Source organism: Candidatus Poriferisodalis sp., from assembly GCF_965219595.1.
Classification (GTDB): domain Bacteria; phylum Actinomycetota; class Acidimicrobiia; order Acidimicrobiales; family Poriferisodalaceae; genus Poriferisodalis.
In genome coordinates, this window is record NZ_OZ244781.1 from 3,040,402 (window position 1) to 3,055,700 (window position 15,299).

The 15,299-nt window shown below is 66.8% G+C and carries 15 protein-coding genes; all 15 read right to left on the reverse strand.

Annotation, left to right across the window (positions count from 1 at the left end; all coding sequences use genetic code 11):
• Window positions 1–3 precede the first annotated feature (3 nt).
• Entirely contained in the window at window positions 4–258 is a 255-nt protein-coding gene (locus ACOQPE_RS13440; protein WP_323673199.1) for a YggT family protein, read from the reverse strand.
• A gap of 36 nt (window positions 259–294) precedes the next feature.
• Entirely contained in the window at window positions 295–807 is a 513-nt protein-coding gene (locus tag ACOQPE_RS13445) for a cell division protein SepF (protein WP_420609401.1), read from the reverse strand.
• 75 nt (window positions 808–882) lie between these two features.
• On the reverse strand, window positions 883–1,566 hold the full coding sequence (locus ACOQPE_RS13450; protein WP_420609402.1) for a YggS family pyridoxal phosphate-dependent enzyme: 684 nt from the start codon (window positions 1,564–1,566) through the stop codon (window positions 883–885).
• Window positions 1,559–2,422 carry a laccase domain-containing protein gene (locus tag ACOQPE_RS13455; RefSeq protein ID WP_420609403.1) on the reverse strand — a complete coding sequence of 288 codons (864 nt, stop codon included), beginning with the start codon at window positions 2,420–2,422 and terminating at the stop codon, window positions 1,559–1,561. Before ACOQPE_RS13455 ends, ACOQPE_RS13450 begins: the two co-directional genes overlap by 8 nt.
• A complete protein-coding gene (gene ftsZ, locus ACOQPE_RS13460; protein WP_323673195.1) occupies window positions 2,352–3,428 on the reverse strand; it encodes a cell division protein FtsZ in 1,077 nt (358 codons plus the stop codon). The genes ACOQPE_RS13455 and ftsZ overlap by 71 nt, the downstream gene beginning before the upstream one ends.
• A 131-nt stretch (window positions 3,429–3,559) precedes the next feature.
• Complete coding sequence (locus ACOQPE_RS13465) at window positions 3,560–4,312, reverse strand: cell division protein FtsQ/DivIB (protein WP_420609404.1); 753 nt, start codon at window positions 4,310–4,312, stop codon at window positions 3,560–3,562.
• Between the two features lie 3 nt (window positions 4,313–4,315).
• Window positions 4,316–5,263 carry a UDP-N-acetylmuramate dehydrogenase gene (murB, locus tag ACOQPE_RS13470; protein WP_420609405.1) on the reverse strand — a complete coding sequence of 316 codons (948 nt, stop codon included), beginning with the start codon at window positions 5,261–5,263 and terminating at the stop codon, window positions 4,316–4,318.
• The gene (gene murC, locus ACOQPE_RS13475) at window positions 5,253–6,677 is read right to left on the reverse strand and encodes a UDP-N-acetylmuramate--L-alanine ligase (protein ID WP_420609406.1); all 1,425 of its coding nucleotides are present in this window, start codon (window positions 6,675–6,677) and stop codon (window positions 5,253–5,255) included. Before murC ends, murB begins: the two co-directional genes overlap by 11 nt.
• Window positions 6,674–7,864, reverse strand: coding sequence for a UDP-N-acetylglucosamine--N-acetylmuramyl-(pentapeptide) pyrophosphoryl-undecaprenol N-acetylglucosamine transferase (locus ACOQPE_RS13480; protein ID WP_420609407.1), 1,191 nt, complete (start codon window positions 7,862–7,864; stop codon window positions 6,674–6,676). The genes murC and ACOQPE_RS13480 overlap by 4 nt, the downstream gene beginning before the upstream one ends.
• 3 nt (window positions 7,865–7,867) lie before the next feature.
• A complete protein-coding gene (ftsW, locus tag ACOQPE_RS13485) occupies window positions 7,868–8,998 on the reverse strand; it encodes a putative lipid II flippase FtsW (protein WP_420609408.1) in 1,131 nt (376 codons plus the stop codon).
• Window positions 8,995–10,398, reverse strand: coding sequence for a UDP-N-acetylmuramoyl-L-alanine--D-glutamate ligase (gene murD / locus ACOQPE_RS13490; protein ID WP_420609409.1), 1,404 nt, complete (start codon window positions 10,396–10,398; stop codon window positions 8,995–8,997). The genes ftsW and murD overlap by 4 nt, the downstream gene beginning before the upstream one ends.
• Window positions 10,395–11,447, reverse strand: coding sequence for a phospho-N-acetylmuramoyl-pentapeptide-transferase (mraY, locus tag ACOQPE_RS13495; protein ID WP_420609410.1), 1,053 nt, complete (start codon window positions 11,445–11,447; stop codon window positions 10,395–10,397). The genes murD and mraY overlap by 4 nt, the downstream gene beginning before the upstream one ends.
• Window positions 11,444–12,934: a UDP-N-acetylmuramoyl-L-alanyl-D-glutamate--2,6-diaminopimelate ligase gene (locus tag ACOQPE_RS13500; RefSeq protein WP_420609411.1), complete on the reverse strand. Its 1,491-nt coding sequence runs from the start codon at window positions 12,932–12,934 to the stop codon at window positions 11,444–11,446. The genes mraY and ACOQPE_RS13500 overlap by 4 nt, the downstream gene beginning before the upstream one ends.
• Window positions 12,927–14,558 (reverse strand): peptidoglycan D,D-transpeptidase FtsI family protein, encoded by a 1,632-nt coding sequence (locus ACOQPE_RS13505; RefSeq protein ID WP_420609412.1) that lies wholly within the window; start codon window positions 14,556–14,558, stop codon window positions 12,927–12,929. The genes ACOQPE_RS13500 and ACOQPE_RS13505 overlap by 8 nt, the downstream gene beginning before the upstream one ends.
• Window positions 14,559–14,826: 268 nt before the next feature.
• Entirely contained in the window at window positions 14,827–15,279 is a 453-nt protein-coding gene (locus ACOQPE_RS13510; RefSeq protein ID WP_420609413.1) for a hypothetical protein, read from the reverse strand.
• Between the last annotated feature and the right edge of the window lie 20 nt (window positions 15,280–15,299).

The window sequence follows — 15,299 nt, forward strand, 5'->3', positions numbered from 1 at the left end:
GTCTCAGCATCCCAGCAGCATGCCCGCCACGAAGACCTGCAACCCGATGATCAGCACGATCGGTGACAGGTCGAGCGCCACCCGGCCGAGTCGCACTGCGGGCAGTGCTCGCCGCAGTGGACCCATGACAGGCTCAGTAATGCGCACCAGCCAAGTTCGCACCACCATGACTGGGCTCTCGGGAGCAAGCGGGATCCAGCTGAACAGCACACGCGCAAAGATGGCGAACACGTAGAGCGATATCAGCGTGCACAGCATCTCATCGCTCCGCTTGGTGGTCCGCGCCGGAGCGTCTCAGCGGCCGACGTCCTGCACGGAGGCGTCCTGTGCAGCAACTGCATGATGCTCGCTGTCGCTGACGACGACATTTGCCGGCACGAGCATGTACACGGCGTTTGCGACCTTGCGCATCTCGCCGTCGCGGGCGTAGCACAACCCGCTGGCGAAATCGAGGAGCCGGCGAGCGGTATCACGATCGAGCCCCTGCAAGTTCAAGATGATCGGTTGATCGCGCTTGAAGCGATCTCCGATCTGCTGTGCATCATCGAACATCCGCGGCATCAGCACGAACGGCTGTGCTGTCGATGTGGCGACGCTACGCACGGCCGACGTCGGTGCGGCCGGTGCAGCTTGTGGCGTCGCCGCCGCTGGTCGCTCAACCACGGTGACGCCGCTCTGGCCGGTCTGATCGGCGAACGCCTCAGCCGCGGGCATGTCGCCCGGCATAGCGCGTTCGGGAGGCGACGCATAGCTGTCATCCGGGCCCAAGCCCAGATAGCTCATTGCCTGCTTCATGAACGATGCCATGCAGAACCTCGGTGACAACAGTCCCGATCAGAAGACTGCCTCAGTCGGACAGGGTACCGACTTGTCAAGTTGCGGTCAGGCACCCCGCGCTGAGATATTTCGCGGCGGACGATTGCCGAACAGGGCAGTCCCGATGCGCACCATCGTCGAGCCGGCTCTGACCGCCGCCTCGAGATCCGCACTCATCCCCATGCAGCGGTGCTCGAGCTCATAGCGATCGGCGAACCGGGCCACCTCGCCGAAAGCCTTTTCGATCTCAGGCGGCGAACCCTGCGGACCAATGGCCATGCAACCCGCCACATCGAGCCCCTCCCGACGGGCGGCAGCCACCAGCGACGAGGCCTCGCCGGGCGGGCAACCGCCCTGCGTGGCACTGCCGCTGACGTCAAGCTGCACGAAGATGGCAGCACCCGGATCGTGGCGCGCTATTTCGGACACCAACCGCGCCCGGTCCACGCTCTGCCACACGTCTACCACTCCGGCCAGTTGCCGGACCTTGTTCGACTGCAACCGCCCAATGAAGTGGATCTCCAGTGCCGCCTTGGTCGCTGCGTCCACCTCGTTCCACTTGCCGTGCAGTTCCTGGGCGTAGTTCTCACCGATCATCGCCAAACCGGCATGAGCTGCAGCTTCGATTGCCGCGCTGTCGAAGCCCTTGGTCACCGCCATGATGCCGACGTGAGCAACATCGCCGCCGGCATCGGTTATCCGCTGCTTGACGCGCTCGGTGCGACGGCGGACCTCCTCGGCCTCAATCATCGATCAGCTCGCCTGCCGGCTCAGCCTCGAGGCCTACCAGCATCGCCGTCCGGCCCTGTTCGGCACGGGCTCGATGCGAAAAATAGCGCTCATCCGAAGCGGTGCAACGGCCGATCTCGCTGTCGATGACGGCCCCGTGCCGTCGCAGCTCCAGTCGCGTGGCCTCGCCGAGATCGAGCGACGGGGTGCCCCAGTGCGTCGTGCTCGACACCGAGGGCCCGAGTGCCGCGCTGGCAGCCTCCAGTTGATCGACGCCGAATTCGTACTGCAGCGGGCCGATGTGGGGCCCGACAATGGCTCGGGGGTGACGGATCCCGTGACGGCCGAGTTCGGCGAGGGTTGCCGAGATGACGCCGTCGAGCAGGCCTCGCCATCCTGCGTGGATGGCTGCGACCGCCGCACAGCCTGCTCTGTCGGTGCCGTACAGGGCAATCGGCACACAGTCGGCGGTTCTCACAGCCAGTGTCGCTCGTGGTATCGATGTCCACGCGGCGTCCGCGCAGGCACCCTGGTGCTCTCCTGGTCGTCCGACCTCAACAACTCGCGTGCCATGGACCTGCCGCAGGACGGTCACGTTGCCGGGGGCGGATCCGTCGATGGGAGCGCAGTCACCGTCGGAGCGCTCAGTGACCGAAATCCGCACCATGCTGTTACCACAGCGGCGGCGCAGCGTCAGCATCCGAAGTGCCCGCCGGTGTGGCGCGTCGAGCCGCGCAGCCTCGCTGGGAGGCCGCGACCGGCGTCGATGTACAGCAGTCTGGAGTGGTTGCGACGTAACCCAGGCGTCACCGCAGGAAGCTGGGCACGTCGAACGACTCGTCGTCCTCGTCGAGGTCACCGAATGGGTCAGCCACATCGCCGGACTCCTCCGAGGCTGCGTAGTCGCCCAGCGCAGCACCTCCAGAGCGACCCGGTCCGTATCGGTCGAAACCTGCAGCGATGACCGTTACACGGATCTCTTCCCCGAGTGAATCGTCGATGACCGTGCCGAAGATGATGTTGGCCTCGGCGTGCGCCACTTCGCGGATGACTTCTGCCGCTTCGTTGACTTCGAACAGCCCGAGCTCCGGCCCCGCGGCAATGTTCAGCAAGATGCCGCGAGCACCGTCGATGGATTCCTCGAGCAACGACGACGAGACGGCCTGTCGAGCCGCATTCTTGGAGCGGTTCTCGCCATGGGCACGGCCGATCCCCATCAGGGCGGTGCCGGCGCTCGACATGATTGCCTTGACGTCGGCGAAATCGGTATTGATGAGGCCCGGCGTGGTGATCAGCCCCGAGATGCCGGAAACGCCCTCGCGCAGCACGTCGTCGGCCATGCGGAAGGCATCGATGATCGACGTGTGCTCGCTTGCCACGGTCAGCAGCCGATCATTCGGGATCACGATCAGCGTGTCGACGCGCTCCTTCAGCCGCTCGATGCCCTGTTCGGCCTGGATCTGCCGACGTTTGCCTTCGAAGGCAAACGGGCGCGTGACCACCCCGATCGTCAGCGCTCCTACTTCCTTGGAGACCTCTGCCACCACCGGAGCGCCTCCGGTGCCGGTGCCGCCGCCTTCCCCGGCCGTGATGAACACCATGTCCGCACCCTGCAACGCTTCGGCGATCTCGTCACGGTGCTCTTCAGCAGCTCGCGTGCCGATTTCGGGATCGCTGCCGGCGCCGAGTCCGCGCGTCAGCTGACGGCCGATGTCCAGCTTGACGTCGGCGTCGCTCAACAGCAGGGCTTGGGCATCGGTATTGACGGCGATGAACTCGACCCCGCCCAAACCGAAATCGATCATGCGGTTGACGGCATTTGAGCCGCCGCCCCCGACGCCCACCACCTTGATGACTGCCACGTAGTTCTGTGGTGAGGCCACAGGGCTCCTTGCGTTCACTGGCCGGCCGCGACATCAGACGTGCCGCCGACGGGCACCTTCTACGGGAAAATAGCGCAATTGACGACAGTACTGATGCCTCTGTCGATCGGCAAGACCCTGCGCTCAGCCTCTTAGCCCGACGGGCGGAGCACCGGCAGGTGCGGAACCGACACATCCAAGATGGCATCGGAGGCCGTCATCTCTCCGATGATCGCAGCAATCGCGGCCGTTTTGGCCCCGATTGCCGACTCGTCTCCCAGCGCGACCTCCAGCACGAGATCTCCTGGCTGTTGCCGTACACGAGCGCGAATGTCCCCGCGCCTATCCCGCCACAGTGCGGCAATCTCGAACTCCGGCTGCCCGTGCGCTGCACCCAATGCGGCGAGCAGCGCATCCGCATCGCTTGCGAGGAAGGCACCCGGTTCGGGCGCAGCAGCAATGCCTGACAAGCGCGGAAGTTCGGGCACCACGGCGAGCGGTGATGTGAGGACGCGACCTTCGATGTCGATGAGTACCCAACTGCCGGGAGCGGCGAGTGCAATCGCCGCCGGGGTGCGCTCGATGACATCGACATCCACCGTTGCAGGCCATCGCCTTTGGACTCGGGCGTCGGCGACCCAGGGCAAGCTCTCAAGTGACCGTTCTGCTTCGCCGGCGTCGAGTGTTCCCATAAAATCTCCCGGACGGATATCGGCGGCTTCGTATGCCTCGTCATAACTCACGCGATGCAAACCGCTGAAATGGATCCGATCGACTTGGAAGGTGCCGGCCGCGAGAAAGATCGTCGCGACTGCTGCGGCAACCGCAGCAAGCGCCGCCACGATCAGCCACCGGCGCCGGCGCCGTCGTTGCTGCTCGGCAGGCTTCGTATCCTCCTCCGACATCGTTCAAGACGGTGTCGGGGCCGTCTCGAAGCCGACCATGCGGACTTCGGGTTGCAGCACGATGCCGGTCGACTCGGCGACACGGCGCCTGATTTCGGCCATGAGTGCGACGACATCTGCCGCCGTGCCGTCGGGATCCGACACAATGAAATTGGCGTGCAGGCGCGACACCTCGGCAGTGCCGATGCGCAGTCCCCGAAGACCCGTCTGGTCGATGTGAGCTCCTGCGGACTCGGCGGGCGGGTTCATGAAGACCGAACCGGAGTTCTGTCCGCCAGGCTGGTGCTCTCTGCGCCAGCGGACGATGTCCGCGATCTGATCGGTCACCTTCGACGAGGGAGCTCGCCGCCCACTCAGCCGGGCACGAACCACGACGTGACGGTTCTGGAGACCGCTGCTGCGGTAGTTCAGGTCGAGCGTGCTGACATCGCGGGTCGCTCCGGTCCCGGCTTCCAGATCGACGATGTCAGCGTCGATCAAGCACGACGCCATATCGCTGCCGTGCCCTCCCGCATTCATGCGCACGGCCCCGCCCACAGAACCCGGCACACCAACGGCCCATTCCAGGCCGCCGATGCCTGGCACAGCACACTGCCGCGCGAGCACCGGCAATGCCGCCGCTGCGCCAGCAGTGACCGTGGCGTTCGCACGATCGAATTCGATTTGGGCATAGGCATCGCCGAGAAAGAGTGCGATGCCCTCGAATCCCCGGTCTGCGACAAGCAGGTTCGATCCGCGTCCGACGATGAGTATCTCCAGCCCGGACGTTGCTGCGGCCTCTGCCGCGCGTTGCAGGTCGGACAGGCCATTTGCCACATAGGCCACCGCTGCCGGACCGCCGACTCTCGAAGTGGTCAATGCGCCCAGCGGGGCATTCACGCGAGCATCGTCGCCGAGCACGGTCGCAGCACGTCGAACTGCATCGGGATCTGACCACTGCTCAGGAAACATGCAGCATCTCATCTGCGAGCGTCGTCAGGTCGCCGGCGCCCAAGGTGAGGCACAGGTCGCCCGAACGCAGGCTGGTGCGTAGGTAGGAACGCAGTTCGGCCCGTCCCGGGAGGTAGGCCACCGACGCGTACGGATGGGAATCGAGCACGGCACCGAGCACCAGCTCGGTGGACACACCAGGCCGAGGCACCTCGCCGGCGGCGTAAATGTCGGTGAGGACCAGCTGGTCGGCATCAGCGAAGGAATCCGCAAAGTCCTGCCAGAGCGCTGCTGTCCGCGAGTAGCGATGCGGCTGGAACACGGCGACAATCCGCTTCCAGCCTCCGCTGCGGGCTGCGGCGATCGCAGCGGTTACCTCGGTGGGCAAGTGCGCATAGTCATCGATGAACGACACCCCATCACGCTCGCCGCGTCGCTCGAATCGTCTGGCCACGCCGGCAAATCGACCGAGGGCGTCGATCATCGGTGACGCCGCGGCTCCAAGCTCAAGTGCCGCCGCAAGAGCGCCGGCCGCATTCGCCACGTTGTGCAGCCCAGGCAGCGGCAGCTCGCAACGGCCGATCGACGTCGTGCCGCTGACCAATTCGAAGCCCGCACCGGTACGAGAGCTGTGCGCGCTGGTGATCCGGTAGTCGGCACCCGGAGCGCTTCCGTAGGTCACACAGCCGCCGACGCGCTCGGCTAGCGCGGCAGCCTGCTGGTCATCGGCACACACGATGCGTGGCCCTCCAGCACGGCTGACGAACTTCTCGAATGCAGCAGCGAGGTCGTCAAAACTGCCGTAATGGTCGAGGTGGTCAGGCTCAACGTTCGTCACGACCACCGCATCGGCACCCAGCTCCAGAAATGTCCCGTCAGACTCGTCTGCTTCGACAACGAACCACTCCCCCGCTGTGTCCCAGACGGCACCGGAGCCAATTTCGTTCACCTCGCCGCCCACGAGGAATGACGGGTGTTCACCGGCTGCGACCAGGCACAGTGCCAGCATTGACGAGGTGGTCGTCTTGCCATGGGTTCCGCCGACCGCCAGCGTCTGCTTGCACCGGCAGATCCCTGAGAGCAGCTCAGCTCGGCTGAGCACCGGAATGCCCCGGCGGCGGGCCTCGACGAGCTCTACATTGCCTTGGGGCACCGCACTCGAATGGGCCACGATGTCCGCCGAGCCGATGTTGGCGGCATCATGACCGATCACGACCCGGGCACCGTGAGCTGCGAGCCGCGTCATGCCGGGGCCTGCTCTCAGGTCGCTGCCGCTGACGGCGTGGCCCATCTCGGCGAGGACCAACCCGATGGCGTTCATGCCGGCGCCGCCGGCTCCCACCAGATGGATGGTGCGAGGCTCCCCAAGGTCGGGAGACTGACCCGACGGCTCCTGGGTCAGGGGCGCTGGTTCGACGGATGGCGACGTGGTCACGTTGTGTGCTTTCTCGGCCAACGATCCTCGTGTGCCACTGAGCCAGGAACCGCTGAACTGTGCTGTATCACGAGCTGCGCGACCCGCTGTGCCGAGTCTCGACGACCGAAGGTCGCCTCGGGGGGACGCTCCGGTCTGAGGGGATGCTGCAATTCCAGCATCTGCTCGAGCTCTGCGAGCATTCGCTGCCCGTCGAACTCGGCGTCGGCAACGACGCGTGCCGCGCCCGTGGCGGCCAGTTCCTCGGCGTTGCGACGTTGGTGGTCGTTGGTCGCTATCGGCAAAGGAACGAGCACCGCCGGCGTGCCGATGACCGACAGCTCCGCCACCGTCGATGCCCCGGCTCGGCAGATCGCGACGTCAGCCGCAGCCAGGGCGACAGGCAACTGTTCATCGAACGGCACGGCTCGGTACCAGTCCCGTACCCGCGAGCCATCGGGTCGCCGTGGCGGTGGCGGCGGACGCTCAGCCCAGTCGCGCTTGCCCACCACGTGATAGATGAACACGCCGTCGCGGTCCTGCAGTGACGCCAACGCTGTCCAGGTGGCCGTGTTGATCCGGAGCGAGCCCAGCGAACCGCCGAACACCACCACGACGGTTGCATCTGCGGGCCAGCCGAGCTGGGCGCGGGCCTCACCCGCTCCAAGCGCGGCTTCGACGACAGCCGGGCGCACGGGATTGCCGGTCACGACCTCCCTGTGCAACCCCGTCCCGCGTACGGGTACCGCCGCGGCGCGTGCGAACCGGCCCAGCAGGCGATTCGTTGCCGATGCAACTGCATTCTGCTCGGCGATCACCAATGGCACGCGCCAGATCACCGCTCCCACCGTCGCGGGAAGCGCGGCGTAGCCGCCCAGCGACAGCACCGCGGCTGGACGCCGCCGCCTCACGAGAGCGATGCCGCGCACCGTGGCCCATGCCAAGCTCGCTGCAGCACGCGCGTTCGTCAGGTTCACCCGGCGTGCAGTAAGGCCCCGACCTCCGAGCAAGGTCACACCGAAGCCGGCATCCGGCACGATCTGTGCATCGATGCCCCGGGCGCTGCCGACGAAATGGATTCCTTCCGCGGGCCAGCCGCGCTCGGTCAGCGCGGATGCCACCGCCAAGCCGGGCATCAGGTGCCCCGCGGTGCCGCCCCCTGCGATCAGGACGCTGGGGGCGTTCGGGGCGCTGCCGGGTGTGGCCACGGCTCAACCGGATCGCCGCGTCACATTCAGCAGCAGACCTGCGGCTGCTGCCGTCACCACCAGTGACGACCCGCCGAAGGACAGGAATGGCAGCGTCACACCGGTCACCGGCAGCAATCCAACCACACCGCCGACGTTCACCAGCGTCTGGAGCACGAACCAGATGGCAATGCCGGCTGCGAGCAGGGAACCGAACAGGTCGGGTGCCTTCTGGCTCGTCCGGAGCCCCCCGATGCCGACGACACCGAGCAGCGTCAGGAGCCCGAGGGCGCCCAGGAGGCCCATCTCCTCTCCGACGATGACAAATATGAAGTCTGTGGGGGCATTGGGCACCCAGCCCCATTTGGCCTGGCCTGCCCCCAGCCCGGTGCCGCGCAGCCCTCCCTGCGCCAGACCCACCAGGCTCTGGAATGTCTGGTAGCCGCTCTCGGAGCGTTCTGCGATCGGGTCCAGGAAGCCCGCGAGCCGCGCACGGCGGTACGGCGCCGCATACGCCAGCAACGGCGCCGCCACAGCGACCATGGCCGCGATTTTCGCTAGATCGCGGCCCGGCAGGCCGGCGACGAAGAGCATGCCGACCCCGATGCCCGCCAGGATGAGAGTGGTTCCCAAGTCAGGCTGCAGCAGTACCAGCGAGCATCCGGCGGTGAGCAGGAGCATCGCGGGCCGCAGGATCCGGTCGGGCCGCTCGATCTGGTCCTTGCGGGCGTCCAGAAAGGCGGCTAACGCCACGATGAGCGCCAGTTTCGCTATCTCCGATGGCTGAACGCTGAACTGGCCGATTTCAATCCAGCGCCGGGCACCGCCGGTGCGTTGGCCCACCGCCAGCACGATGACCAACAAGCTCACGCTCGCAGCTGCGAGGGGCAGTGCCATGCGGCGCCAGCGCCGGTAATCGACGCCAAGTGTGACGAGCAGCACGGCAACAGCAATCCCGACCGACCACAGGTGCCGGGTGAAGTATTGCAATGGACGGTCGGACGAATCGATTCCAGTCGCCGACGTGGCCGACAGCACCAGCACGACACCGGTGAGCAGCAACAGGAATACCGCAGACAGGAGGACGGCATAGCGCACCGACGGGCCTGAGTGGGCCCGTCCCGGTGAAGTGCGCGGAAGATCCAGCTTGCTCATTGCTTGTCTCCCGTCGGAGCGCATGGGTGCATGCGCTCGGCGAGGTCCGCCACGGCCGTGCTGAAGTGCTCACCCCGCTGGCCATAGCTCGAGTACCAGTCGAACGAAGCGCATCCGGGCGACAGCACCACGTCGCGGTCGGGTTGCGCCATCCGGTGGGCAGCCTCCACAGCCTCGGGCATCGACTCGGCGCGGACGAGTTCGATGTGGCCGCATGCAGGCCGGCTGAAGCAGTCGGCAACCTCGCCAGCGGCCTCACCGATCGCCACCACGCCGCGAACGTGTGCGGCAACGGCGGCAAGCTCCCCGAGATCGACGCCCTTGTTCCGGCCGCCCGCGATCAGCACCGCATCGGAGAAGCCGCGCAGCGCCGCCACCGTCGCGTGCGGTGCTGTGGCCTTGCTGTCATCGTAGAAGCTCACCTCTCCGATGCGCCCTGCGAATGCGAGCCGGTGAGGCAGGCCATCGAATGACCTCAACTCCGTCGCCACCGCCTCGGCGGATGCACCCATCTCCAGCGCAACAGCCGTTGCTGCCGCGGCATTCGACAAGTCATGGGGACGCCGTCGGGGCAAGTCCGCCGCCGTCACGATGCTGTCTCCATGCGCGACCAAGACACCGCGCTCGTAGTGCACATCGCACGGTGCCTCAAGTTGCTGGGGCGTCGCGAACGTCACACGCCGTGAACTGATCCCGGACGTCCACGGCTCAACATCGGCGTCGCCGAAGGGCACCACTGCGACGTCGTCGGGACCCTGCGCCGCCCAGATCCGGGCTTTGGACGCGGCGTAATCGCGCAGGTCAGGATGCCAGTCGAGATGATCGGGGGCCAGATTCAGCCATGCAGCGACAGCGGGAGCGAATCTGCGCGCTCGGTGCAGCCTGAAGGACGATGCCTCCACCACAAACGTGGAGACCTCACGGTCAATGGCGTCCACCAGGGCGATATCTGTATTGCCGGCACCGACAGCGGAGATTCCACTCCGGTTCAGCATTCGTTCTGTGAGCACCGTGACCGTCGTCTTGCCATTGGTGCCCGTAATCGCTGCGAGGGGTCGACTGTCCCACTGCGCAGCCAGATCCAGCTCGCTCAGCACCGGCACCCCGGCCGCATCGGCCAGCGTGTAGCTGAGGTGTCGCGGCGGCACCCCCGGAGCGGGCACCACGGCCGCGGCGCCCGAGACCAGGTTCTCGAGCAGGGTCGCATCGGTGGAGTCGTGGATCTCGCCGAATGCAGCATCTGCCTCGGTTCCCCGGGCCGCCGCCTCGCCTGGTCGGTCGTCCGCCGCGATCACCTCATGACCGCGCGCCGCGAGCGCAGAGACGACCGCTCGTCCGGTCACTCCCATGCCCACCACGACGACCGGCCCGTCTGCGGGCGTCAAGTCGGAGGCGCTCACAACGAACCTGCCGGGATTTCGACGAGGTCCAGGCTCAGAAAGTCTGCGTAGTACATGCCCAATGCCAGCGCGACGAGCAGGCTGTTCACCACCCAGAGACGGATGAGCACGGTGGTTTCCGGCCAACCGCCCAGCTCGAGGTGGTGGTGCATCGGCGCCATCCGGAACAAGCGGCGGCCGAAGAGCCGGAATGAACCCACCTGGATGATCACCGATGCGGTCTCGATGACGTAGAGGCCACCGATCACGGGGAGCAGGAGATCGACGTGCAACAGCATTGCGAGGCCCGCCATCGCAGTGCCGATGGCCAGCGAACCGGTATCGCCCATGAAGATCCGTGCCGGGGGCGCGTTCCACCAGAGGAATCCTGCACAGGCACCGGCCATGGCGGCGGCGACAATGGCGAGGTCCAGCGGGTGCTTGACGTCGTAGGAGATGGGATGACGGAATGCCCAGTACCCGACAACCACGAATGCCGCGAACGCCACTGCGGCAGCTCCGGCGGCGAGGCCGTCCAGGCCGTCTGTCAAGTTCACCGCGTTTGACGTACCGAGGACGATGATGACCGCCCACAGAACCCACACTGCGGCGGGAACCCGCAGCGCGTTGCCGTCCAGCCGTGTGAAGGCCACAGCGGTATCGAGGTTGACCCACCACGCCGATGCGACGGCGAAGCCGATGCCTACCGCGATCAGCCCGATCAGCTTGGCCCGCTTGTTCAATCCCAGATTGCGCTCGCGGCTCACCTTGATCCAGTCGTCGGCCAAGCCCACGAGGCCTGCGGCGCAGACGGCTGCCAGCAGCACGATGCCCGACCGCGTGATCACGGTCTCCGCCCGCAGATGGCTGACGACATACCCCACGACTGCCGCCACAACGACTGCGACACCACCCATCGTCGGCGTGCCCGCCTTGGTGATATGGCCACGGGGGCCATCGAGGCGGATGGGCTGGCCCACCCCGCGGGACTGCAGCCAGGGAATGAGGTAGCGAGTTCCTACGAGCGACACGAACATGGCAGAGCTGGCAGCGATCAGGAGCGCAATCATCGCTGTGCGCTCCCGCGCCGCCTCAGGTGTTCGGCAGCGACATCTGCGTCATCGAACGGTACGGAATGCCCTGCGCTCACCTGCGCGGTCTCGTGGCCCTTTCCGGCGACCACGATGACATCGCCGGCCTGAGCCTTCCTGACGGCGTACGAGATGGCGCTCGACCTGTCCAATTCGATGTGCAAGCCGTCCTTCGCATCATGCCGGCCGGCCGCGCCTGCGGCGATGTCGGCTGCGATCCGAGCAGGATCCTCGCTGCGAGGGTTGTCGGACGTCAGGACGAGCACATCGGCGTGGCGGTCCGCGGCAGCGCCCATGAGCGCCCGCTTCGACTGGTCCCTGTCGCCGCCCGCGCCGAACACCGCCCACAGGCGGCCGCCAGCGGCACCCAGCTCACGCGCGCTGGTCAATGCGGCAGCGAGTGCGTCCGGCTTGTGGGCGTAGTCGACCAAGACCGTGATGTCATCATCCGCGCCACTGACGGGCCACAGACGCCCCCGCACCGGGGGCACGGCAGCGACCGCTCCGGCAATCGCGTCATCATCGAAACCGAGGGCGCTGGCCGTTGCTGCTGCGGCCGCCACGTTCGCGACATTGAACCGGCCCAGCAGGCCGCAGTGCACGGATCGGCCGCGCCATCGGCCGCTGATTCCCGCTGTGTCCACCACGATTCGGTCGATATCGGAAGGCTGCCACTCGACGACTTCGGCGGTTGTGCCAGCGGCCATCGATGCCAGGCGGCGACCCCACGAATCGGCAACGTTCAGCACCGCTATCTCGCTGCGACCGTCGAAGAGGCGCGCCTTGGCGTCGAAGTAGTCCTCCATCGTCGCGTGGAAGTCGAGATGCTCGTGGCCGAGATTGGTGAACACACCCGCAGCGAAGCTGGCGCCATCGACCCTGCCCTGGGCGAGCGCATGAGATGACACCTCGAGCACGACCATCCCGGCTCCCGCATCAGCGGCCCGGCTGAGACGTCGGCACAGGTCCGGTGCCTCGGGCGTGGTGTGCGTTCCGTCCAGCGTGCCCATGACCTCACAAGTGGTACCGCATGCGCTCGCAATGGCGGCGATTGCGTGCGTGACCGTCGTCTTGCCCGCTGTCCCGGTGACGCCCACAACCGGGCAGCGGTGCCATGGCTGCCCCCACACCGCAGCTGACGCCAGCCCGAGTACCGCTCGCACGTCGGGCACGACGATCTGGGGCACGTCGACATCGAGGACCTGCGACACCAGCAACGCCGCAGCACCTGCATCCAACGCCTCAGCGGCGAAGCGATGACCGTCGTGGCGCTGCCCTACGACGCAGCCGAACAGCGCACCGGGCGTGACTGAGCGGCTGTCGTGTGTGATGCCGCGCACGAGTACCGCCAGTGCCGCCGCCTCGTCGCTGCGCTGGCGTGGAGGCAGCACACAGGTACCGCCGACCGCCGCAGCCAATTCCTCCAGCGGTATCGGCTCTGCCGGCGCGCTGCGCTGCTCAGGCATCGGGCGACACCTGAAGCATGCGCAAGGCATATTCGGCGACTTCCGCGAAGACTGGCGCGGCCACGATGGCGGCCCGGTATTCGTCCGGCTCGTCGAGTACGACGACGACGGTGAGCTCGGGACGATCAGCAGGGAGGAACCCTGCGAAGGAACTGGTGTACGCCTCGGCGGAGTAGCCGCCATCAGGGCTGGGCTTTTGCGCTGTGCCAGTCTTGCCGGCCACCTGGTAGCCGTCGATGGCGGCTCGCTTGCCGGTTCCCGAGCGGACGACTTCGGCCAGGATGGCCTGCATCTGCTGCGCGGTCTGCTCGGACAGGACCCGGCGTGTCGGGACTCGATCAGCCGGTCGCAGTGCACCGTTGCTGCCCACGCTGCCCAGCACGAGGCGCGGCGTGACGTACACACCGTCGTTGGCGATGGCGTTGTACGCAGCGGCGAGCTGTATCGCAGTGATCGCGATGCCTTGGCCGAACGCGATCGTGGCAAGGTCGGTGCCGCGCCACTGGTTCGCTGCACGCAAGATGCCACGGCTCTCGCCGGGCAGCGCCGGAGCCTCGTCGGCACCAGTCAGGCGGCCGAAGCCGAATGATCGCAGCGAACGCTGCATTTCGGAAGCGCCGATCCGCTCCGCAAGCCTGATCGTGCCGATGTTCGACGAATGAACGAGGATCTCCGAGGTCGTCATCTGGTCGCTGGGCTTGGAGTAGGGCTCGATGAACTCCTTGTCAGCGAACGTGTACCTCGCCGGTGTCGAGTGCAACTCGACCGGCGTGGTGAGCCCTGCTTCCAGCGCTGTGGCGATGGTGAAGCTCTTCGCGACCGATCCGGGCTCGAAGGCATCGGTGTACGCGGGGTTGTAGGCCACTGGCCTGACCTCGCCGGTCTCGGGGTCGCGGGCGACCGCCGCCAGCGCCAGCACGTCGCCGGTATCGGTCTGCATCACCACCACCATGCCGCCCTCGGCGCTGGTCGCACGGACCGCTTCGCTGACGGACCGCTCCGCCACCCATTGCATCTGGGTATGCAGCGTGAGCACCACATCGTCGCCATGGCTGACGGGCTCGAACAGCTCGGTTCCTCTCGGCAGCGGCATGCCGCTCTGGGCGATCCGGGCGACCTCACGTCCATCGGTGCCGTCGAGCACTTCGGTGAATTGCTTCTCGGCGCCCCCCAGCGGGTTCTGATCGATGTCGGTGGCGCCGAGCAACCCGCGGGCGAAATCCTCGCCGTTGGGCCGCAGTCTCGACGACTCCCCGCGTACGCCGACACCGGCAAGCTGCAGCTCCTGCACCGCCAGCCCGTCTTCGGGGCTCACTTGGCGCGCCACGTACACGAAATGCCGGTCGCTCGCCAGCCGTTCCGCGATGACGTCGGCATCGACATCCAGCACCGACGCCAATATGGCAGCCGTCTGGTACGGATCGGTCACCAGACGGGGGTCGGCCCAGATCGTGGGCAGGTTGTCCGACACCGCGAGCAGGTTCAGGTTCCGGTCGAGGATCGCCCCGCGCACCGATTCGAGCTCCCACTGTGCCGTGCCCTGACGTTCGCCCAAGGCGGCGTAGGTCTCGCGGTCGAGCACCTGCACTTGCACCAGGCGAGCACCCAGGACGGCCAGCGCCACCGTGCTCGCAATGATCAGCAGCAGCGCCCGCCGGCGCGGCGGCCCGGCGCGAGCCGTGCGCTGGCGCGGTCGTCGGTCGGACTGCTCTGCAGCAGGCTTCGACCTCGGTCCTCCAGGCGTTGTCTTCGGTCCTGACGAGGGGTGCCACCGGCGCGGGGTCGCCGCATCAGAGCGTCGGGTTGCCGTTCGTGGCGTCGGCGATCGCAGCCCCGGCGGGGCACCCATCGACGGGTGCCATGGCGCCGGAGCTGTATGGCGCTCGGAGTGCTCAAGAACGTCGGTCATGCGCTGTGGACGCGTCGGTCAGCAGCGTCTTGATCGAGAGCCAGTCTCCGCCTTCATGGATGCTTCGCTGCGGCGGGTCGACGGCGGCAATATGCCGCGGCTCGATCCGCACATCGATCGGATCCGTCGCGCTCACCAGGCCGAGCGCCCCCACCCCCATCAGTTCGATCTCAGCAGGACCATGGAGCGTCTGGAGTTCGTAGCGAAGGTCGATCAAGCGCTCCCGTTCCGCAGCAATCTCCGCTTCCAGCTCTGACAGCCGGTACTGGCCCGCAGCCAGCATCGAATGGAACACCGCAAGCCCGGCGAGCACGGTGATCGCAGCAACCGCCAGCAGCGCTGTGACGCCGACGAGACGCAGCCCTACGGCGCGCCGCGCCGATACCAATGCCGGCGGTGCATCCGCGACAGTGAAGTGGGCAGTGGCGAGGGCCATCGGGCGATGTCTCGTTCTCT

Coding starts and splice junctions, on each gene's coding strand:
- ftsW (WP_420609408.1), bottom strand. CDS start 8,998: ATGAGCAAGCTGGATCTTCCGCGCACTTCACCGGGACGGGCCCACTCA.
- ACOQPE_RS13510 (WP_420609413.1), bottom strand. CDS start 15,279: ATGGCCCTCGCCACTGCCCACTTCACTGTCGCGGATGCACCGCCGGCA.
- murB (WP_420609405.1), bottom strand. CDS start 5,263: ATGTTTCCTGAGCAGTGGTCAGATCCCGATGCAGTTCGACGTGCTGCG.
- ACOQPE_RS13500 (WP_420609411.1), bottom strand. CDS start 12,934: ATGCCTGAGCAGCGCAGCGCGCCGGCAGAGCCGATACCGCTGGAGGAA.
- ACOQPE_RS13450 (WP_420609402.1), bottom strand. CDS start 1,566: ATGATTGAGGCCGAGGAGGTCCGCCGTCGCACCGAGCGCGTCAAGCAG.
- ACOQPE_RS13440 (WP_323673199.1), bottom strand. CDS start 258: ATGCTGTGCACGCTGATATCGCTCTACGTGTTCGCCATCTTTGCGCGT.
- ACOQPE_RS13445 (WP_420609401.1), bottom strand. CDS start 807: ATGGCATCGTTCATGAAGCAGGCAATGAGCTATCTGGGCTTGGGCCCG.
- mraY (WP_420609410.1), bottom strand. CDS start 11,447: ATGATTGCGCTCCTGATCGCTGCCAGCTCTGCCATGTTCGTGTCGCTC.
- ACOQPE_RS13465 (WP_420609404.1), bottom strand. CDS start 4,312: ATGTCGGAGGAGGATACGAAGCCTGCCGAGCAGCAACGACGGCGCCGG.
- ACOQPE_RS13455 (WP_420609403.1), bottom strand. CDS start 2,422: ATGTGGCTGACCCATTCGGTGACCTCGACGAGGACGACGAGTCGTTCG.